The sequence below is a fragment of the Nocardioides sp. SRI_004 genome (assembly GCF_057586415.1).
Genome location: NZ_JBYCZV010000020.1, coordinates 47,675 through 66,742, shown reverse-complemented (window position 1 = coordinate 66,742; position 19,068 = coordinate 47,675). Strand labels below are relative to the sequence as shown.

Here is a 19,068-nt window from a genome sequence, read left to right as displayed (position 1 = left end):
GGCCGTGAGCACCCCGGCCACGCCCGCCAGCCGGTACGACGGCGAGCTGCTCCGCGGCGCCGAGTGGCGGGGCCGCGCGTTCACCGGCCGGTCGGTCGCCGTGATCGCGCCCGGGCGCGAGGCCGCGGTGATCGTGCCCGAGGTGGTCCGCACCGCCCGGGCCGTGAAGGTCTTCCAGGAGGAGCCGGACTGGCTGCTCCCGCTGCCCCTGCCGCTCCCCCGCGCGCTGGCCGTCCCCGCCGCGCGGCTCAACCTGCGGCTGCGGGTGCGCGACCCGTGGACCCGCCGCCTGCTCACCCCGGACGCCCGCTTCAACCGGCACCGACCGCGGGTCGACGGCCGCTACTACGCGGCCCTGCAGGAGCCCCACTGCACGCTGGTCCCGTGGCCGGTCTACGCGCTGGTCGCCGGCGGCATCCGCAGTGCGGAGGGCATCGAGCACCACGTCGACTGCATCATCCTCGGCACCACCGCCGCCCACCGAGAGGACCTCTTCGCATGACGCAGCCATCCGGCGTGCTCGCCCAGCCCGACCACGAGGTCGTCATCATCGGCGGAGGCTTCTCCGGCATCGGGGCCGCGATCCTGCTGTCCCGCGCGGGCTTCGAGGACTACCTGTTGCTCGAGGCCGGCGACGGGCTCGGCGGCGCGTGGCACTGGAACACCTATCCCGGCGTCGCCGTCGACATCCCGTCCTTCAGCTACCAGTTCTCGTTCGAGCAGGTCGCCGGCTGGTCGCGGGTCTACGCGCCCGGCCGGGAGCTGAAGGCCTACGCCGAGCACTGCGTCGACAAGTACGACGTGCGGCGGCGTACCCGCCTGCGGACGACCGTCACCGCCGCCACCTTCGACGACGAGGCGCACCTGTGGCGGCTCGACACCTCCTCCGGGGAGAGCATCACGGCGCGGCACGTCGTCAGCGCGACCGGCGTCCTCACCCAGCCGAAGCTGCCCGACATCGACGGGCTCGCCGACTACACCGGCACCGTCATGCACACGGCGCGCTGGGACCACTCGGTCGACCTGACGGGGCGGCGCATCGCGATCATCGGCACCGGCGCGTCCGCCGTACAGGCGATCCCGCACCTGGCCCGGGCGGCCGAGCACCTCACCGTCTTCCAGCGCACGCCGATCTGGTGCCTGCCCAAGCCGGACGCCCCGCTGCCCGGTGTGGCGCGCACGGCACTGCGGCGGATCCCCGGCGCCAAGCGGGTCTCGCGGCTCGCGAGCCAGTCCTTCGTCGAGCTGACCTTCCCGGTCGCGGCCCACTTCGCCGGGCTGGTCCCGGTGGCCGCCGCCGGCGAGCGGCTCGGCCACGCCTACCTGCGCCAAGCCGTCCGCGACCCCGCGGTCCGCGAGCAGCTGACCCCTCGCTACGCGCTCGGCTGCAAGCGGCCGAGCTTCTCCAACTCCTACCTGCCGACCTTCAACCGCGACGACGTGACGCTGGAGACGACGGCGATCTCGGCGGTGACGCCGACCGGCGTGCGGACCGTCGACGGGACCGAGCACACCGCCGACGTGCTGATCCTCGCGACCGGCTTCAAGGTCTTCGAGAAGGGCAACATGCCGCCCTTCACGGTGCGCGGCGCCGGGGGCCTCGACCTCGACAAGTGGTGGGAGGAGAACCGGTTCCAGGCCTACCAGGGCGTCTCGGTGCCGGGCTTCCCCAACTTCTTCACGATCCTCGGCCCCTACGGCTACAACGGGTCGTCGTACTTCAACCTGATCGAGACCCAGGGCACCCACATCGTCCGGGCCCTGCGCCGGGCCCGGAAGGTCGGCGCCACCCGCGTCGAGGTGACGCCCGAGGCGAATGCGGCGTACTTCGCCTCGGCGCTGGGGCGTCGCAAGCACCAGGTCTTCTTCCAGGACTCCTGCGGGCTGGCCAACAGCTACTACTTCGACGACAACGGCGACGTGCCCTTCCGGGCGGCGACCACGCTCGAGACGATGTGGGCGGCGCGGCGCTACCCGCTCGACGCCTACGCGTTCACGGGCTGAAGGGCCAGCATCGGCGGGGTCTGCGGTTCAACTACCGAATTCGTCGCCGCGGCGTCGGTTCTGCGTCAAATTCGGTAGTTGCGTGACCAACCAGGAGCCGCCGACGGCCGGTTACCCGAGGGCGAGGGTCGCGCCCTCCCACCGGCGCCGCAGCCAGCGGTCGTGGGAGGCGACGACGACCGTGCCGGGGCTGGTGCCGATCGCCTCCTCCAGCTCGGTGACCAGCGCGAGCGAGAGGTGGTTCGTCGGCTCGTCGAGGAGCAGCAGGTCCGGCTCGGTGGCGACCGCGACGGCCAGGGCGAGACGACGACGCTGCCCCACCGAGAGGAGTACGACGGGCTTCGGGTGCTCGCGCGGGTGGAGCAGGCCCAACGAGCGCAACGGACGCCGCCGGGCGAGCTCGTCGCCGACCAGGGCGGCGTAGGCGTCGGCCGCGCTCGCGGTCAGGTCCGGGAACACCGGGTCCTGGGTGAGCTCGACGACCCGCTGTGCGCCGACCTGCACCGTGCCGGTCGTCGGCTGCACCCGCCCGGACAGCACGCCCAGCAGGGTCGACTTCCCCGAACCGTTGGTGCCCGTGACGAGCAGGTGCTCCCCGGCTGCGACGTCGAGGGTCGGCAGGCGCAGCCGTCCGGCGACCGACAGGTCGCGCACGGTCACGACGCGGCCGCCGCCGATCGCGGCGGCGGTCAGCCCGGTCGAGAGCCGCAGCGGCGCCGGCGGCTTGCGGACCTGGTCCCGCTCGGCCTCCTCCAGGCGTCGCTCGGCGTCCTTCTTGCGGCGGGCGAGCGCCCGGTCGACGTTCTGGCCCTTGAAGGCATGGATGAACTTGTCGTTGTCGCGCGGGCCGCGGCCGGGCGCGATCGCGGACTTCTCGATCCGGGTCGCCTCGCGGAGCCGGGCGATCTCCTCCTGCTGCTCGTCGTAGGCCTGCTCCCACCGGCGTCGCGCGGCCTCGCGCTCGGCGGCGTAGGCGGACCAGCCGCCGCCGTACCGTCGTCCGCCGCGGCCGTCCGTGCCCATCCCGACCGGGTCGAGGTCGACGAGGTCGGTGCAGACCTCGTCGAGGAACACCCGGTCGTGGCTCGTCAGCAGGACGACGCCCGGCAGGTCCCTCAGGAAGCCGACCAGCAACGCGACAGCGTCGTCGTCGAGGTGGTTGGTCGGCTCGTCGAGCAGCAGGCAGGTCGGCCGTCGCGTCATCAGGGTCGCCAGCGCCAGCCGCGTCCGCTGGCCGCCGGACAGGCTGGCGACGCGGCGGTCGTGGTCGAGCCCGTCGAGCCCGAGCTGCTCGGCCGCCAGCAACGCGCGTCGGTCGGCGTCCCAGGCGTCGTGGGCCAGGGCGTGCTCGAGCGCGGCGGCGTACTCGTCGGCGACGGCGGGGTCGTCGAGCCGGTCCGCGAGCCGCTCGACCGCGGCGACCGAGACCCGCAGCGGACGGAGCGCGCCCGCCAGGACGTCGGCGATCGTGGCGTCGTCGGCGAACGGCGGCTCCTGCGTGAGGAAGGCCCGGTCACCCGGCGCCTCGACCGACCCGCTGACCTGCGCCAGGCGCGGCAGGGTGCCGTCGATCGCCCGCAGCAGGGTGGACTTCCCGGCGCCGTTCTCGCCGATGAGGCCGATCCGCCGTCCGGGCTGGGCGACGAGGTCGATCCCGTCGAGGACGGTACGACGCCCGAACGCGACGGAGAGGTCGCGCACGACGACGGGAGAGAGGGTGGCGGTGGTGGGAGCTGACATGACGAAGCCTTCGGACGAGACGAGGACTCGCCGGGCGGGGCCGCGGACGCGAGTCGGGTCAGGCAGTCATCAGCATGATGGGACGAGCCTACGGGGGTGTCCCTGACGGGCGCGAGTGATTTACCGAGCGTCTCGTGACGGTCGCTGCGCGACCTCCTCGACGACCGGAGGTCAGAGCTCGTCGAGGATGCGGGCGCGCGCGGCGTCGTACTCGTCGCGGCTGACCAGGTCGCGCCGGAGCAGGTCGTCGAGCTCGGCCAGCCGCTCGGCCGCGGGGCGGTCGTCGGCCGGCTTGCGGAGGCCGACCGGCGCGACCGGCTTCGCGGCGTCCCAGTCGATCTCCCACTCGTCGGTCTCGGGGTCGATCAGGATCGGCAGCTCGCCGGCGTGCAGCAGCGGGATGTGGATGTCGGGCACCACGCTGCGCACCTGGGCCTCGAAGGGCGTGATGTCACCGCCCTCGATCATCAGCCTGATCACGAGCATCGGCTGGTCGTTGATTCGCACCCCGGTCTGCTCGAACGACAGCACCCGCCCGCGGGCCCGCCTGCCGCGCGTGCGCAGCTGGTACATCCGCTGCTGGCTGTGGGTGCGGCGGTTGGCGATCGCCAGCGCGATCACCACGTCGAGGACGGTGATGCCGATGCCGGTCGGCAGCAGCCAGCCGGAGCCCGGCTCGTCCTCGGGCACGACCAGGCCCATCACGAGGAAGATCGGCCCGACGATGCCGCACAGCAGCATGAAGAGCAGGGTCGGCACGAGGTTGCGCACGAAGGACCGCGGCTGCGGCACGTCCTGGGGGGAGACGGTCACAGCCACAGGCTAGAAGGAATTCAGGCCTGCGTGCGGAGATAGCGCCCGAAGTGCGGCACGGTGAAGGCGATCCGCCCGCGTTCGCCGGAGTAGATCAGCCCCTTCTTCAGCAGCGAGTCACGGGCCGGTGACAGCGACTGCGGCTTCTTCCCGAGTACGACGGCCACGTCGGCCGTCGCGACCGAGCCGACCGGGTCCTCGTCGTCACCAGCGGCGTCGGCCATGGCGCGCAGGTAGTCGCGCTCCGCGGGGGTGGCCCGCTCGAAGCGCGAGCCGAAGAAGCCGACGGCGAGCTCGCGTTCGGCCTCGGGCCCGGCCACCGCCACGTCGTCGCCGGTGATCGGCGAGCGCGGCGCGAGGTCCCACACGGCGCGGCCGTAGGCCTGGATGAAGTAGGGGTAGCCGCGGGTGGCGTCGTACATGGCGTCGAGCGCGTCGGGGGTGAACTCGGCCTCCTCCTCGGAGGCGGGCGCGACGAGGGCCCGGTCGGCGGAGTCGCGGGAGAGCCGGTCGATGCGCTGGTAGGAGAACAGCCGCTCCGAGTAGGACTTGCTCGCCGAGAGCACGGCGGGCAGGTGCGGCAGGCCGGCGCCGACCACGATCACGGGGAGGCCGTTCTGGCTGAGCTCGTGGCAGGCGGCGCACAGCGCGGAGATGTCGTCGGCGCCGAGGTCCTGCATCTCGTCGATGAAGATGCCGACGCCCTTGCCGACGTCGGCCGCGAGCCCGCCCACGTCGGTGAGCAGCTCGACGAGGTCGATCTCGACGTCGCCGGAGTCGGCGCGGCCGCGGACCACGGGGACGTCGATGCCGGGGCTCCACCGGTCGCGCAGCTTCGCGTCGGTGCCGGCCTCGCGCTGGGCGAACGAGCGGATGACCCCGAGCACGTGGTTGGCCTCCGCGGGCTCGGGGTGGCCGAGCTCGCGGACCGCCTGGTGCAGCGCCGAGGACAGCGGCCGGCGCAGCGACTGGTCGGGGCGCGCCTCGAGCTTGCCGGTCCCCCAGCCCTTGCGGACCGCGGCCGAGCGCAGCGCGTTGAGCAGGACCGTCTTGCCGACGCCGCGGAGCCCGGTCAGCACGAGCGAGCGCTCCGGGCGCCCGCGCGAGACCCGCTCGAGGACGACGTCGAACGCCGCCAGCTGCTCGTCACGACCGGCGAGCTCGGGCGGGCGCTGACCGGCGCCGGGCGCGTACGGGTTGCGGATCGGGTCCATGATCCGACGCTATCCGGCTCTCTAGCGCGAGCCCTAGATTCGCCTAGCGTGTCGCAGAGACCGCTCAGGAGGTGCTGACGACCTTGCCGTCGGGCGGCGCGACCAGCTCGACCCCGCTGTCGTGCTCAGCCAGCGTGAAGCTGCTCCGCCCACCCCGCCGGGTCTCGACCGCCAGCAGCAACGGCGCCCCCTCGGCCGCGATGGAGACCGTCATCGGGGAGCCGTCGTCGTCCTTGCCGGTCAGCGTCCGGACAGGGGCGCCGTCGACCTCGCCCGTGCCGGCGTCCTCGAAGCCCGCGAACCGGTCCTCCTCGGGCAGCAGCTCGGCCAGGTCGCACTGGTGCGAGCTGGGCCGGGGCGCCGCCTGCCACCTGCCGGTCAGCGAGCGCACCTTGTCGGCGTCGTACTGCAGGGGGCCGCGCATCATCGCGGCATCGGCGAAGACGTAGACGGTGTTGCCGACGGTCCGGGTCACCAGCCGTCCCCGGCGCGAGCTGTGGAAGGTCGACTGGCAGGTGCCGTCGGCGGTCACGACCAGCTCGCCCGTGCCGCGGAGCCGGCCGGCCTGGCTCGTGACGGTGGTCGTGCCGCGGTAGGTCACGTCCTCGAGCGCCTGCATCGCCTCGAGGGAGGCGGCGAGCACCTCCTCGGGCTCCTTGCCGGCGATCGCGCTGCCGGGCCCCTCCGGGTCGTCGCCGCCGCAGCCGGACACCCCCGCCAGGGTGAGTACGACGGCCGCCAGGCCCGCAGCCGTCCGGCTCGTCCGCATCCGCACGGGCCGAGGCTAGCGGTTGCGGTCCGTCAGTCGGCGCGGACCGGCTCCCGGCGTCCGCGCACGAGCGCGGCACCGGCGACCACGCTGGCCGCGCCCAGTCCCAGCAGCCACGGCTGGGTGCCGTTGCCGGTCGCCGGCAGCACGTCGGCGCTGCCGCCGGTGGCCGTGGTGGCGGTGGTGGCGATGCCGCCGACCTCGCCCTCGGTCTGGTCGACCACGACGTCGCCGTCGAGCAGGTCGTCGCCGGTCGGCTCCTCGGCACCGTCGTCCTCGCCGCCGACCTCTCCCCCGTCGCCGCCGTCGGTCGGCTCCTCCGGGCAGTCGTCGGTCGCCGGGACCTCGGGGCTGACGAGCACCTGCTCGGTCCACGCCTCGGCGTCGACCCGGTCGTGGGCCTCGGCGTCGACCACCGTGGTCTCCGAGCCGGGGACCTTCTCCCAGCCGTCGCCGTCGGGTGCGGTGGCCGAGGTGGCGCCGGTCTCCTCGTGGACGGGTGCGCCGGCGCGGGTGGCTCCGGTGGCGTCGTACCCGTCGGGGGCGGTGGCGCCCTGCGGCACCCAGACCAGGTCGGTGACGGCCGCGGCGGTCTCGGTCCACGCGCCGCGGGTCCAGCCCGCGCCGGCCGGCGTCTCTCCGTCGGGGAGCTCGACGCTCTCCGGGGAGCCTGCGGTCAGGCGGGTGGCGCCGGTCGCGCTCGACCCGGCGGGCGGCGTCGCACCGTCGACGACCCAGGCGGTCTCCTGGTGGCTGAGCTCGGTGACCTCGGCGACGGCCGACCTGTCGACGACCCACACCTGCGCGGTGACCGCCGGGGTCACGACGACGACGTCGGTCGCGCCGGTCCACTCCCAGCCCTTGCCGTTGTCGCCGGCGTTCCAGCCCTCCGCCTCCCAGCGGGTGTTGCCGGTCTTCTGCTGGACGTACTCCCACAGCGTCCGGACGACGGCCGGGGTGACCACCCGGGTCTCGACGTGACCCGCCTCGGGCACGGCCGGGACGTGGGCGCGGTCGATGACGGTCCACACGAACTCACGCTCGAGGACGTCGACGGTGCGGCTCCAGGTCCACGTGCCCCGTGCCGGCTGGACGAGCGCGGCGAACGCGCTCTCCGTCGTCGCGACCGAGCGCTGCCAGCGCCACTCCGGGTGGGTCACGGCCGGGACCGCGGTGATGACGGCGGGGTGCTCGACGGTGTCGTAGACCGCCGGGACGGCCGGTTGGCCACAGGTCGCCTCGTCCGCGGAGGCCGCGGATGCGCCCGGGCCGAAGCCGATCACGGCTGCGGTCGCCAGGGCGATCGGGGCGAGGACGAGGCGGGGAAGATGGCGCTGGCTCATCGGAAGGGCCTTTCGGGACGGGGGGTGTGGCCGCGTTCCCGAGTGCGACATGCCGACCAACCGAGCCGGTGGAGCCGGGGTCACTGCCCGTCGGCGCAATCAGGACAAAGTCCCGCGTCGGGCCGTTGTTCTACGCTGGCTGCGTGCCCGAGCTGCCCGAAGTCGAGGCGCTGGCCCTGGACCTCCGGGGCCGGCTGGACGGTCGCGCCATCACCCGCGTCCACGTCGCCGCGTTCAGCGCCCTGAAGACCTACGACCCGCCGCTGTCCGCGGTCGAGGGCACGCTCGTCGACGACGTACGACGACACGGCAAGTTCCTCGACATCGAGGCCAGCGGCCTCCACCTCGTGCTCCACCTCGCCCGCGCCGGCTGGGTGCGGTGGAAGGACGAGGTCCCCGCGCTGCCGCCCCGCCCCAGCACGAAGTCCACGCTCGCCGTGCGGATCGTGCTCGACGAGCAGGACGGGACCACCCCCGGCCTCGACATCACCGAGGCCGGCACCAAGAAGTCGCTCGCGCTCTACCTCGTGCGCGACCCCCTCGACGTCCCCGGGATCGCCAGCCTCGGGCCCGACCCGCTCACCGACGACTTCACCCGGGAGCGCCTCGCCGGCATCCTCGCCGACGCCGGCCGCAAGCAGCTCAAGGGCGTGCTGCGCCACCAGGGCACGATCGCCGGCATCGGCAACGCCTACTCCGACGAGATCCTCCACGCCGCGCGGATGTCACCCTTCAAGCCCGCCGACAGCCTCGACGAGGCCGAGCTCACGACCCTGTACGCCGCGATCCGCGACACCCTGGGCGACGCCGTCGACCGCTCGCGAGGGCTGGCCGCCAGCGAGCTCAAGGCCGAGAAGAAGTCGAACCTCGCCGTCCACGGCCAGACCGGCAAGCCGTGCCCGGTGTGCGGCGACATCGTCCGCGAGGTGTCCTTCGCCGACTCGAGCCTGCAGTACTGCCCCACCTGCCAGACCGGCGGGAAGCCGCTCGCCGACCGCAGGATGAGCAAGCTCCTCAAGTGAGCCCGCCGCGCGTGCCCGTCGCGTCGACGATGGCAGTGGCACAGCGGCTGCACCGGAGCAAGGCGTCTCGTGACGGTCGCTGCGCGACCTCCTCGACGACCCCGCCTAGAGTGGGCGGCATGATCCCCACCGTCGAGATCGAAGGCGTGCCGGACCCGCTCCCCGAAGGGCTGGTGGTCCTCGACGTGCGCGAGGACGACGAGTGGGCGGCGGGACACATCGACGGCGCGGTCCACATCCCGCTGATGGAGCTTCCGGCGCGGCTCGGGGAGTTCGTCGAGCTCGAGGCGCCGCAGACGCTCGTCGTGTGCAAGGGCGGCGGCCGCTCGGCGCGGGCCGTGGCCTACCTGGCGCAACAGGGCTACGACGTGGTCAACCTGGCCGACGGGATGATCGGGTGGGAGCGGGCCGGCCGGGCCATGGTGTCGGACACCGGCCAGCCCGCTGAGGTCATCTGAGCGCTCCGTCGGGCACGCTCAGCTGACCGGGCGGATCACTCCGTCGCGGCGCTCTCGGTGAGCTTCTCGAGCTCCGACTGCAGGCTCTCGAGGTCCTCCGGCGACAGCTCGGTCGGGATGTCGGTGGGGACGCCGTCGGTCGGGATGTCGGTCGGCAGGCCCTCGGTCGGGACCTCGGTGCTGACCTCCGGGTCGTTGCCCTCGGACTCGTCGGAGCCGGAGTCGTCGCAGGTCTTGTTCTCGTACTCGGTGTACGCGTCGACCTTCTTCTTCTCGTCCGAGGAGAGGTCCTTCTCGAAGGGGTCCTCGTCGGAGTTCTCCTTGAAGGCCTTCTCCCAGTCGTCGGCGCTGAAGCCCTTGATCGTGTCGAGCTGGATCTCGTAGCCCTCGCGCGCGTCGTCCGGGATGTCCTCGGGGGTGCCGACCTCCTCGACCTCGTCGGCCTGCTTCTTGACGAGCTCCTCGACCTTGTCCCAGTCCTTGTCCTCGATGGCCTTGAAGAACTCCTCGCCGCCCTCCTCGTCCTGGGTCACCTTGCAGAAGTCCTTCACCGAGGCGTCGGTGGGGGCGCCGCCACAGGCGGAGAGGGAGAGCGTGAGCAGTACGGCGGCGCCGGCGGCGGCCAGCGGGCGCTTGATCGGAGTCATCCGAGCGAATCCTTTCCTGGGGAGCACGGGACCGGGATGTGCCCGCGCGGGCAGGGCGCCGACCAGCGCCGGCTCCCCGGCACGAACCTTGCCCTGTCCGGTCTCAGCCTATGCACAGGTTTCGGAAGTCGGCGTCCGGGACCGCCAGCAGCGACTCCAGCCCACCGACGTACGACGCCCGGGAGACCTGCTCCACGCCGAGGCTGGTGAGGTGCGGTGTCGCCCACTGCACGTCGACCAGCCGGCGCCCGGCCGCGCCGTCGGCGTCGCTCGCCAGCAGCCGGACCAGGCCGAGCAGCGCAGCCTTCGACGCGTCGGTCTCGTGGTGGAACATCGACTCCCCGGCGAACAGCCCGCCCACCGCGACGCCGTACAGGCCACCGACGAGGCGGCCGTCGCGCCACGCCTCGACGGAGTGCGCCCAGCCCAGGCGGTGCAGCTCGGTGTAGGCCCGCGCGACCCGGCGGTCGATCCACCCGTGCGGGCGGCGCGGGTCGGCGCAGGCGGCGAGCACCTCCCCGAAGGCGGTGTCGACCCGGATCTCGAACGTGCGCGCCGAGCGGCGCAGCGACCGCGACACCCGCATCGCGTCCAGGCGCAGCACGCCGCGGTGCGCCGGGCACCACCACCCCACCGAGCGGCCCTCGGGCATCGGGAACAGGCCCGCCCGGTACGCCGCCAGCAGGGTCCCCGGCTCCAGGTCCGCGCCGACCGCCACCAGGTCGCTGCTGTCGTGCGCGGCGAAGTCGGGGTCGTCGTCCGGGTCGCCGTCGGCGGGGTCGTCGAGCACCGGCAGCGCCGCGAGGTCCTCCCGGCTCGGGAAGACCCAGGGCGTCGGCGGCGGCTCGACCGGCCCGGACGCGGTCACTGCGTGGTGATCGACGACGGGGCTGCGGTGCCCCCGTCGGCGGTTCCGAGCACCGACGGGCACTGCTGGCCGGCCCAGTTGAAGAACTCGGCCGCCTTCGCGTTCTCCTCGGCCGTGAGGCCGGGAACCTCGCCGCTGTCGCTCGCGAACGCCCTCTTCGCCTCGGCCCAGCTCAGCGACGTGATCGCCCGGACCGAGGCGTCACGGCCCTCGCGGTCGCGGGCGGGGGTGCCGGCGGGCAGGTCGACCTCGCCCAGGGCGGCGTACACGTCCTGGATCTCGGCCCACTGGCTCTCGTCGGGCGCCGCGGTGATCGGGTCGACGACCTCGATGATGTCGGCCAGGGCGGTGCACAGCTCGCTGTCGGCCGGCAGCGGGCTCGGCGCCGTCGCTCCCTCGGTCCCGGCGGTGTCGTCGGTGGCCGCGCCGACCGGCCCGTCCGTCGCCGCCGAGGAGGACCCGGCGGCCGAGGGGGTGGCGTCGCCCGAGGCCTTGTCGTCGTCGGAGCCGCAGCCGGTGAGGGAGAGCCCCAGGAGCAGCGCCGTCGCGGTGACGACGAGCGGTCGGGCGAGCGGTCGCATCGGATTCCTCACGTCGGGTGGTTGACCCCTCCACCCTACGATCAGGGACATGGCTTCCCGTCTCAAGAAGGGCCTCGCCGTCGAGGCGGCCCGGCAGATCGCTCCCCGGGTGACCCACCTGGCGCCCGGACTCACGCAGTCGTTCGTGCGGGAGGCGTTGCAGCGGGCCATCGCAGGCGTCGGGCCCCTGCCGCCGGCCGCCCACGCGGCCGAGGCGCAGCTGCGCGAGCAGCACGGCAACGTCGACAGGGCGGTGCGGGAGATCATCCAGAACCACGTCGCGTACGCCGGCGTGGAGGGCCTCGCGACCAACCTCGGCGGCCTGGTGACGGCGGCGATCGTCGCGCCGGCCAATATCGCCGGGCTGGCGCTCATCCAGTGCCGGATGGTGGCCGGGATCGCGCACCTGCGCGGCTACGACCTCGACGACCCGCGGGTCCGCAACGCGATCCTCGAGACGGTCCTCGGCGAGGAGACAGTCATGAAGATGGTGAAGAAGCACCAGCTGCCCGCTCCCCCGATGGCCGTGGCGACCGCGCCGCAGCACGACCCGGGGCTGGACCAGACCATCGCGACCGTGCTCGCCAACGAGCTGATCGGCCGGGTGATCGGCAAGCGCATCGCGACCACCGTCGGCAAGCGGGTGCCCGTCGTCGGCGGCGCGGTCGGCCTGGTGGCCGACGGGTGGAGCACGTGGCGGGTCGGCCGCTACGCCGACAGGGAGTTCCTGCCCCGCGCCTTGCGGTAGGCGCCGAGCGCCTGGCGGCCGCGGGGGCTGCCCTCGAGCCGCTGCACCGTCCACTCCATGGTGCGCATGAGTCGCGGCGTCCGGGCGCGGATCAGCTCGCGCCGGGTCTCCTCGAGCTTCGTGCGCAGCCGGTCGGCCTCCGCCTGCCGCTCGGCGGCCTCGACGAGGAGCGCCCGGATCGCCTCGAGCCCCGCCTGCGCGACCTGGCGCTCGGCCGGCTTGTCGGGATCGGCCCAGCGCTCGGGGTCGGGCGCGGTCCCGCGGAGGTCCTCGAGGTCGCCGACGACGTCGTACCGGCGCTCGGCGAGCTCGGTGATCCAGGAGTCGGTCAGCTCGGCGACCCAGGGGTACTCGCTCGGCGGCAGGCTCAGCCGCGGGGAGTCGGTCCGCTTCGACAGGGTCTGGTGGGCGAGCAGCTCACGGACGAGCGGCCGGTAGTGGACCGGCGGGAGGTCGCGGGTGGCGGCGCGGTTGATCCGCCGCAGCAGCGCCGACTCCGGGACGCCGAGGCTCGGGTTGGCCCGCTCGGTGCCGAGGTCGAGGTCGAGGTCGTCGAGGCCGAAGGCGGTGCTGAATCGCTGCCAGAGCAGCTCCTTCGGACCGCCGGGGCGCGGGACCGTCACGATGTGGATCCGCTCCGGCGGGATCGTCGCTCCCCACCGGGCGAGGATGTCGGGGATCTCCTGGACGCCCCAGAACCACGCACCGACGCGGTGGCTGCGCTCCGGGTCGCGGATCAGCTCGAGGAAGCGGGCGTAGCGGAAGGTCGCGCGGTGCTTGACGTTCTCCTGCCACTCGGCGGGGATCTGCCGGACGAGGTCGCGCACCGAGATGATCAGGTGGACCTCGGTGCCGCCCCCGCCGGGCTCGTGGCCCAACGACGCCAGGGCCCGCTTGACCTGGCCCCGCGACGCCGTGGCGAGGATCTCGTGGCTGATGATCGCGGTGCCGTCGTGCTCGCGGACCTGCGCGGCGAGCTGGTCCCAGGCGCCGACGGCCTCCCGCTCCAGCCCGCCCCAGCGCAGCCGCATCAGGTCGAGCGCGGCGAGGAAGTGCGCGTCGAAGCGCTCGGCGGGGTAGAGCACCCCTTGGCGCAGCAGCTTCGAGCGGTTCTGGAAGAGCACGTCCTGGAGGTACGACGTGCCCGTCTTCGGCGTACCGACGTGCAGCAGGACCTTCGAGCTCACGCGTCTGCCTCCTGCTGGGTGGTCACCGGGTCGAGGAGCAGCCCGAGCGCGAGTGCCAGCACCTCGGCGTCGACCGGGGCCACGGGCTCCGCGGGCAGCGGGCCCGGCAGCAGCCGGTCGAGGTCGCCGAGGACAGGGTAGCCAGCGGCCTCGAGGTCGTGGCGGGTGCGCTCGGCCATGCTGCTGAGCCAGCCGCCGAACCGGGCCGGGACGGTCGGCGCCGCACCACCTCGGCCGGCCAGCCGGGGGGCGAGGGCGGCGCGCAGGAGTTCGGGACGCTCGGCCCGGTCGACGAGCAGGCCGAGCGGCTCGCCGACCCTGCGGACCAGGTCGATCGCGTTCGCGCCCAGCCGCGGCGGCTCCTGCAGGCGGGCGGTGCCGAGCTCGGCCGCCAGCGCGGCGGGGTCGAGCACGACGGTGACCCGGTCGGCGCCGTACTTGTGCGTCGCGGAGCGGGCCATCCGCGGCAGGTCCGCGCGCGGCGGCAGGTGGCCGAAGCTGGAGGAGTTGCGCAGGAAGTCGTGCCAGGTCGGGCCGCCCTGGTCGAAGGCGCGGGCGGTCCAGGCGTGGACGAGGACGGTGGCGAGGTCGTCGGCGAGGAGGTACGCCGTCGGGCGGCGCCCGCCCTGCGGCCGGCCTGCAGCGGCGAGTCCCGCGCGGACGGAGTCGGCGCGCCACTGGACACCGACCACCACGAACGCCTTCGTCCACGGCCGGCGGGCGGCGCGGGCGCGCTCGACCAGCGTCGGCTCGGGCGTCGGCGCGCCGGCCGTCGCGGCGACGTCGTCGGCGATCAGGCCGGCAGCGACCCGGAGCAGCTCGTCGTCGGGGAGGGTGTCCGGGTCGACCGGTCGGGGGCCGAAGCGCTCGGGGTCGTCGGCGCCGAGCAGCGGGAGCTCGCCCCGTCCGCGGCCGGAGACCCCGGCAGCGAGCACGCGGTCGGCCATCGCCACCGGCACCCGCCGGCCGGCTGCCTCGGCCGCGACGTTGAGCCGGCGCAGGAGGCCGAGCTGCTGGGCGCCCGGCAGGTCACCGGCGAGCGGCTCGCCGTCGGCGCTGCCGTCGTCCGGCCACTCCCGCCAGGGCGTCGTGGACCCCTCCCGCAACGCTGCCGCCCATCCCCAGGCGCGTCCTCGACTCATGCGCCAACGGTAGAGGGGCACCCGTTGCGCCGAGCTCGCCGGTCCCGGGGGTTGGCCGCGCAACTACCGAATTCGTCGTGTTGCCGGGCAATCCGCGACAATTTCGGTAGTTGCGCGGCAAGCCAGGAGCCTCAGCCGGCAGACCCCAGCGCTCGTACGACGGCCGACGGGCTCGGTCGTCCGAGCTGGCCGGCCATCCAGGTGCTCGTCGCGACCACCGCGGCAAGGTCGACACCGTGCTCGATCCCGAGGCCGGTGAGGAACCAGACCAGGTCCTCGGTGGCCAGGTTGCCGGTGGCGCTCTTCGCGTAGGGGCAGCCGCCCAGGCCGCCCGCGGAGGCGTCGTACGTCGTCACGCCCTCCTGCAGGCCGGCGTGCACGTTGGTCAGCGCCTGGCCGTAGGTGTCGTGGAAGTGCAGGGCCAGCCGGTCGGTGGGGACGCCGGCCGCGACGAACGCCTGCACCAGCGCGCGGACGTGGCCGGCCGTCGCGACGCCGATCGTGTCGCCGAGGCTGAGCTGGCCGACGCCGAGGTCGAGCAGGCGCTTGCCGACGGCGACGACCTGATCGACCGGGACCGCACCCTCCCAGGGGTCGCCGAAGCACATCGAGACGTAGCCGCGGACGTCCATCCCCTGCGCCACGGCGCGGGCGACGGTGGGGGCGAACATCTCGAACTGGGACTCGAGGGTGCGGTTGAGGTTCTTCTCCGCGAAGGTCTCCGTGGCCGACGCGAAGACCGCGACGTGGCGCATGCCCAGCTCCACGGCACGGTCGAGACCGCGCTCGTTGGGGACGAGCACCGGCAGCTCGCACGCCCGGTCGCCGAGGTCGGCGGTCAGGCCGGTCATCAGCTCGGCGGCGTCGGCGAGCTGCGGCACCCACTTCGGGTGCACGAAGCTGGTCGCCTCCACGATCGGCAGGCCCGCCTGCAGCAGCCGCTGCACGAACTCGGCCTTGACCCGGGTGGGCACCGAGGTCTTCTCGTTCTGCAGGCCGTCGCGGGGACCGACCTCGTAGATGGTGACCTTCGTGGGCAGGCCCGGCTCGGGGACGACCATCGGCAGGGCGCTCATGCGTGGGCCTCCTCGACCACGAACAGCACGGCACCGAGCGCCACCTGCTGCCCGGTGCTCGCGCCGACCGAGGCGACCGTGCCGTCGTACGGCGCCTTGAGCGCGAGCTCCATCTTCATCGCCTCCACGACCCCGAGCACCTGGCCCTCGGTCACGGTGTCGCCCTCGGCGACCCGGACGTCGAGGACGGTGCCGGGCATCGGCGCGACGATCGTGCCGTCGCCGGCCGCCACGCCGTGGTCGGTGCTGGCGTCGGGCCGGGTGAAGACGTAGCGCTGGCCGTGGAGGGCGAGCTCGACCTGGTGCTGGGTGACGCGCGCGACCGTGCCGGCGGGGACCCGCGGGGCAGCGGTGGCGGGCTCGTCGAACTCCACGACCGGTGCTGCGGGCGCGCCACCCATCCGGAAGCCGTCGCCCGCGAACGGACCCGACGGCTCGCTGTGCGCGTCCAACCACAGCCGGGCCGCGATCTGCCGCGCGGGGGCGGGGTCCGGGGCGGGCACCTGGTTGCGGTCCAGCCACGCGGTGTCGATGCCGCCGGGCTCGGCGAAGACCTCACTCGATGCCAGCTCCCGCAGGAAGCCGGTGTTGGTGGTGAGACCGAGGATCGCGGTCTCGTCGAGGGCGGCGACGAGCGCCCGCCGGGCGGCCTCGCGGTCGGGGCCGGAGACGATCACCTTGCCGAGCATCGGGTCGTACGAGGTGCTCACGACCTGGCCGGACTCGAGGGCGTGGTCGACGCGAGCCCGCGCGGGCCACGAGACGACGGCCGCCGTACCGGCCTGCGGGAGGAAGCCGCCGAAGGCGTCCTCGGCGTAGATCCGGGCCTCGAGTGCGTGGTCGCGGAAGCCCAGCCCGGCCTGGTCGAACGGCAGCGGCTCGCCGGCGGCGACCGCCAGCTGCAGCGCCACGAGGTCGGTGCCGCTGTGAATCTCGGTGACCGGGTGCTCGACCTGGAGGCGGGTGTTCATCTCGAGGAAGTAGAAGTCGCCGGTGGCCGCGTCGAGGAGGTACTCGATCGTCCCCGCGTTGACGTAGCCCACCGACGCGGACAGCGCGACGGCGGAGGCGTGGATCCGCTCGCGCAGGTCGTCGGCGAGCGCCGGGGCCGGCGCCTCCTCGATGACCTTCTGGTGGCGGCGCTGGACGGAGCACTCGCGGGTGCCGAGGTGGACCACGTGGCCGTGGGTGTCGCCGAGGACCTGGACCTCGATGTGGCGACCGCGCTCGACGTACTTCTCGATCAGGATCGTGTCGTCGCCGAAGGCGTTGATCGCCTCCCGCTTCGCGGCGGCCACGGCCTCGGGCAGCTCCGCGGCCGATCGGACCACCCGCATGCCCTTGCCGCCGCCACCGGCCGCGGCCTTCGCCAGCACCGGGTAGGCGAACGTCGCGGGGTCGTCGTCCACGTCGTACGACGGCACGACGGGGACGCCCGCCGCCACGGCGAGGTCGCGGGCGGCGTCCTTGCGGCCCATCTGCTCGATCACCTCGGGCGTCGGGCCGATCCAGGCGATGCCGGCGCCGGTGACGGCGCGGGCGAAGCCGGCGTTCTCCGACAGGAAGCCGTAGCCGGGGTGGATCGCGTCGGCACCCGCCTCCTTGGCGGCGGCCAGGACCGCGTCGCCGTCGAGGTAGCTCGGCACGAGGATCGCGACGTCGGCGTCGCGCACGTGCAGCGCGTCGGCGTCGACCTCGGTGTGGACGGCGACCGTGCGGATGCCGAGCTCGCGGCAGGTGCGGAACACCCGGCGGGCGATCTCGCCGCGGTTGGCGACGAGGACGGAGCGGATCTCGTTCATCGCAATCACATCCGGAAGATTCCGTAGGAGGGATCGGGCGTGGGCACGGCCGTCGTGACCTCGAGCGCCATGCCGAGGATCCGCCGGGTGTCGGCCGGGTCGATGACGCCGTCGTCCCAGAGCCGCGCCGAGGCGTAGTACGGCGAGCCCTGGGTCTCGTACTGGTCGCGGATCGGCTGCTTGAACGCGTCGTCGTCCTCACGCCCGGCGACGGTGGCGAGCACGTTGGCCGCCTGGTCGCCGCCCATCACCGAGATGCGGGAGTTCGGCCACATCCAGAGGAAGCGCGGGTCGTAGGCCCGTCCGCACATGCCGTAGTTGCCGGCCCCGAAGCTGCCGCCGATGACGACGGTCAGCTTGGGCACGACCGAGCAGGCGACGGCGGTGACCAGCTTGGCGCCGTCGCGGGCGATGCCGCGGTTCTCGTACTCGCGCCCGACCATGAAGCCGGTGATGTTCTGCAGGAACAGCAGCGGGATGCCGCGCTGGTTGCAGAGCTCGACGAAGTGGGCGCCCTTGAGCGCGGACTCGCTGAACAGGATGCCGTTGTTGGCGACGATGCCGACCTGGTGGCCGTGGATGCGGGCGAACCCGCAGACGAGCGTCTCGCCGTACAGCTGCTTGAACTCCTGCAGCCGGCTGCCGTCGACGAGGCGGCGGATCACCTCGCGGACGTCGTACGGCGTCCGGGTGCTCGACGGCACGACGTCGTAGATCGTCTCCGGCGCCTCCAGCGGCTCCTCGACCTCGACACGCTCACGCGCGGCGGGGGCGGGGAGCGTGTCGACGATCCCGCGCAGGATGCGCAGGGCGTGCGCGTCGTCGTCGGCGAGGTGGTCGACGACCCCGGACCTCCGCGCATGCACGTCGCCGCCGCCGAGGTCCTCCGCGCTGACGACCTCACCGGTCGCGGCCTTCACCAGCGGCGGGCCGCCGAGGAAGATCGTGCCCTGGTTCTTCACGATGACGGTCTCGTCGGACATCGCGGGGACGTAGGCGCCACCGGCGGTGCACGAGCCCATGACCGCGGCGAGCTGCGGGATGCCGCGGGCCGACATGTTGGCCTGGTTGAAGAAGATCCGGCCGAAGTGCTCCCTGTCGGGGAACACCTCGTCCTGCATCGGCAGGAAGGCGCCGCCGGAGTCGACGAGGTAGATGCACGGCAGGTCGTTCTCGGCCGCGATCGCCTGCGCGCGCAGGTGCTTCTTCACCGTGATCGGGTAGTACGTCCCGCCCTTGACGGTGGCGTCGTTAGCGACGACCAGGCAGTTGCGGCCCTGCACGCGACCGATGCCCGCGACGACGCCGGCCGACGGGACGGCGTAGTCGTCACCGTCCTTGCCGTACATGCCGTACGCCGCCAGCGGCGCCACCTCGAGGAACGGGCTCCCCGGGTCGAGCAGGCCGTCCACGCGGTCGCGCGGGAGCAGCTTGCCCCGGTCGGTGTGCTTGGTGCGGGCCGCCTCGCTGCCGCCCTGGCGGACCCGGGCGAGCCGCTCGCGCAGCTCGGCGCTCAGTTCCCGAAGGCTGGGCTCGTTGAGGCTGGGCTCGTTGAGGCTGGGCTCGCTCGCGGGGACCTCGGTGGTCGTCGTCTCGGACACGAGGGCTAGGTTAACGATCATTAACCTGTGGTGGCAACCCCCTACGGTGGGTG

18 protein-coding genes are annotated in these 19,068 nt (G+C 73.6%); 5 read left to right on the top strand and 13 right to left on the bottom strand.

Going from position 1 to position 19,068, the window contains the following annotated elements; all coding sequences use genetic code 11:
• Positions 1-4 precede the first annotated feature (4 nt).
• The gene (locus tag AC2YHB_RS22375) at positions 5-502 is read left to right on the top strand and encodes an NAD(P)/FAD-dependent oxidoreductase (protein ID WP_179648393.1); all 498 of its coding nucleotides are present in this window, start codon (positions 5-7) and stop codon (positions 500-502) included.
• Entirely contained in the window at positions 499-2,004 is a 1,506-nt protein-coding gene (locus AC2YHB_RS22370; RefSeq protein WP_487354637.1) for a flavin-containing monooxygenase, read from the top strand. Before AC2YHB_RS22375 ends, AC2YHB_RS22370 begins: the two co-directional genes overlap by 4 nt.
• 111 nt (positions 2,005-2,115) lie before the next feature.
• On the opposite strand, the gene AC2YHB_RS22365 is transcribed toward AC2YHB_RS22370, so the two are convergent.
• From AC2YHB_RS22365 to AC2YHB_RS22345, 5 genes are all read right to left on the bottom strand, one after another.
• Positions 2,116-3,744 (bottom strand): ABC-F family ATP-binding cassette domain-containing protein, encoded by a 1,629-nt coding sequence (locus AC2YHB_RS22365; protein WP_487354636.1) that lies wholly within the window; start codon positions 3,742-3,744, stop codon positions 2,116-2,118.
• A 171-nt stretch (positions 3,745-3,915) separates the two neighbouring features.
• On the bottom strand, positions 3,916-4,557 hold the full coding sequence (locus tag AC2YHB_RS22360; RefSeq protein WP_051932640.1) for an SHOCT domain-containing protein: 642 nt from the start codon (positions 4,555-4,557) through the stop codon (positions 3,916-3,918).
• A gap of 20 nt (positions 4,558-4,577) precedes the next feature.
• Positions 4,578-5,771, bottom strand: a complete 1,194-nt coding sequence (locus tag AC2YHB_RS22355; RefSeq protein WP_179648396.1) for an ATP-binding protein — start codon at positions 5,769-5,771, stop codon at positions 4,578-4,580.
• A gap of 64 nt (positions 5,772-5,835) precedes the next feature.
• Positions 5,836-6,546, bottom strand: a complete 711-nt coding sequence (locus AC2YHB_RS22350) for a hypothetical protein (RefSeq protein ID WP_179648397.1) — start codon at positions 6,544-6,546, stop codon at positions 5,836-5,838.
• A 26-nt stretch (positions 6,547-6,572) separates the two neighbouring features.
• The gene (locus AC2YHB_RS22345) at positions 6,573-7,883 is read right to left on the bottom strand and encodes an LPXTG cell wall anchor domain-containing protein (RefSeq protein ID WP_179648398.1); all 1,311 of its coding nucleotides are present in this window, start codon (positions 7,881-7,883) and stop codon (positions 6,573-6,575) included.
• Between the two features lie 143 nt (positions 7,884-8,026).
• Here AC2YHB_RS22345 and AC2YHB_RS22340 point away from each other — a divergent pair, with 143 nt between their 5' ends.
• Together AC2YHB_RS22340 and AC2YHB_RS22335 are read left to right on the top strand one after the other, a co-directional pair.
• The gene (locus AC2YHB_RS22340) at positions 8,027-8,905 is read left to right on the top strand and encodes an Fpg/Nei family DNA glycosylase (protein ID WP_036549779.1); all 879 of its coding nucleotides are present in this window, start codon (positions 8,027-8,029) and stop codon (positions 8,903-8,905) included.
• A 119-nt stretch (positions 8,906-9,024) separates the two neighbouring features.
• On the top strand, positions 9,025-9,363 hold the full coding sequence (locus AC2YHB_RS22335; protein ID WP_036549781.1) for a rhodanese-like domain-containing protein: 339 nt from the start codon (positions 9,025-9,027) through the stop codon (positions 9,361-9,363).
• A 35-nt stretch (positions 9,364-9,398) separates the two neighbouring features.
• On the opposite strand, the gene AC2YHB_RS22330 is transcribed toward AC2YHB_RS22335, so the two are convergent.
• From AC2YHB_RS22330 to AC2YHB_RS22320, 3 genes are all read right to left on the bottom strand, one after another.
• Positions 9,399-10,010, bottom strand: a complete 612-nt coding sequence (locus AC2YHB_RS22330; RefSeq protein ID WP_036549329.1) for a V-type ATP synthase subunit I domain-containing protein — start codon at positions 10,008-10,010, stop codon at positions 9,399-9,401.
• A 103-nt stretch (positions 10,011-10,113) separates the two neighbouring features.
• The gene (gene aat / locus AC2YHB_RS22325) at positions 10,114-10,878 is read right to left on the bottom strand and encodes a leucyl/phenylalanyl-tRNA--protein transferase (RefSeq protein WP_308645518.1); all 765 of its coding nucleotides are present in this window, start codon (positions 10,876-10,878) and stop codon (positions 10,114-10,116) included.
• The gene (locus AC2YHB_RS22320; RefSeq protein ID WP_179648400.1) at positions 10,875-11,459 is read right to left on the bottom strand and encodes a hypothetical protein; all 585 of its coding nucleotides are present in this window, start codon (positions 11,457-11,459) and stop codon (positions 10,875-10,877) included. Before AC2YHB_RS22320 ends, aat begins: the two co-directional genes overlap by 4 nt.
• A gap of 49 nt (positions 11,460-11,508) precedes the next feature.
• Here AC2YHB_RS22320 and AC2YHB_RS22315 point away from each other — a divergent pair, with 49 nt between their 5' ends.
• Positions 11,509-12,207, top strand: coding sequence for an EcsC family protein (locus AC2YHB_RS22315; protein WP_179648401.1), 699 nt, complete (start codon positions 11,509-11,511; stop codon positions 12,205-12,207).
• Here AC2YHB_RS22315 and AC2YHB_RS22310 read toward each other — a convergent pair.
• The 5 genes from AC2YHB_RS22310 to AC2YHB_RS22290 form a co-directional block, all read right to left on the bottom strand.
• Positions 12,168-13,394, bottom strand: coding sequence for a hypothetical protein (locus AC2YHB_RS22310; RefSeq protein ID WP_179648402.1), 1,227 nt, complete (start codon positions 13,392-13,394; stop codon positions 12,168-12,170). The two genes, AC2YHB_RS22315 and AC2YHB_RS22310, sit on opposite strands and share 40 nt — an antisense overlap.
• Positions 13,391-14,536 carry a hypothetical protein gene (locus AC2YHB_RS22305; protein ID WP_179648403.1) on the bottom strand — a complete coding sequence of 382 codons (1,146 nt, stop codon included), beginning with the start codon at positions 14,534-14,536 and terminating at the stop codon, positions 13,391-13,393. The genes AC2YHB_RS22310 and AC2YHB_RS22305 overlap by 4 nt, the downstream gene beginning before the upstream one ends.
• A gap of 131 nt (positions 14,537-14,667) precedes the next feature.
• Positions 14,668-15,612 carry a hydroxymethylglutaryl-CoA lyase gene (locus tag AC2YHB_RS22300; RefSeq protein WP_487354635.1) on the bottom strand — a complete coding sequence of 315 codons (945 nt, stop codon included), beginning with the start codon at positions 15,610-15,612 and terminating at the stop codon, positions 14,668-14,670.
• A complete protein-coding gene (locus AC2YHB_RS22295) occupies positions 15,609-17,414 on the bottom strand; it encodes an acetyl/propionyl/methylcrotonyl-CoA carboxylase subunit alpha (protein ID WP_487354634.1) in 1,806 nt (601 codons plus the stop codon). Before AC2YHB_RS22295 ends, AC2YHB_RS22300 begins: the two co-directional genes overlap by 4 nt.
• 5 nt (positions 17,415-17,419) lie before the next feature.
• Positions 17,420-19,015 carry a carboxyl transferase domain-containing protein gene (locus AC2YHB_RS22290; protein ID WP_487354633.1) on the bottom strand — a complete coding sequence of 532 codons (1,596 nt, stop codon included), beginning with the start codon at positions 19,013-19,015 and terminating at the stop codon, positions 17,420-17,422.
• Between the last annotated feature and the right edge of the window lie 53 nt (positions 19,016-19,068).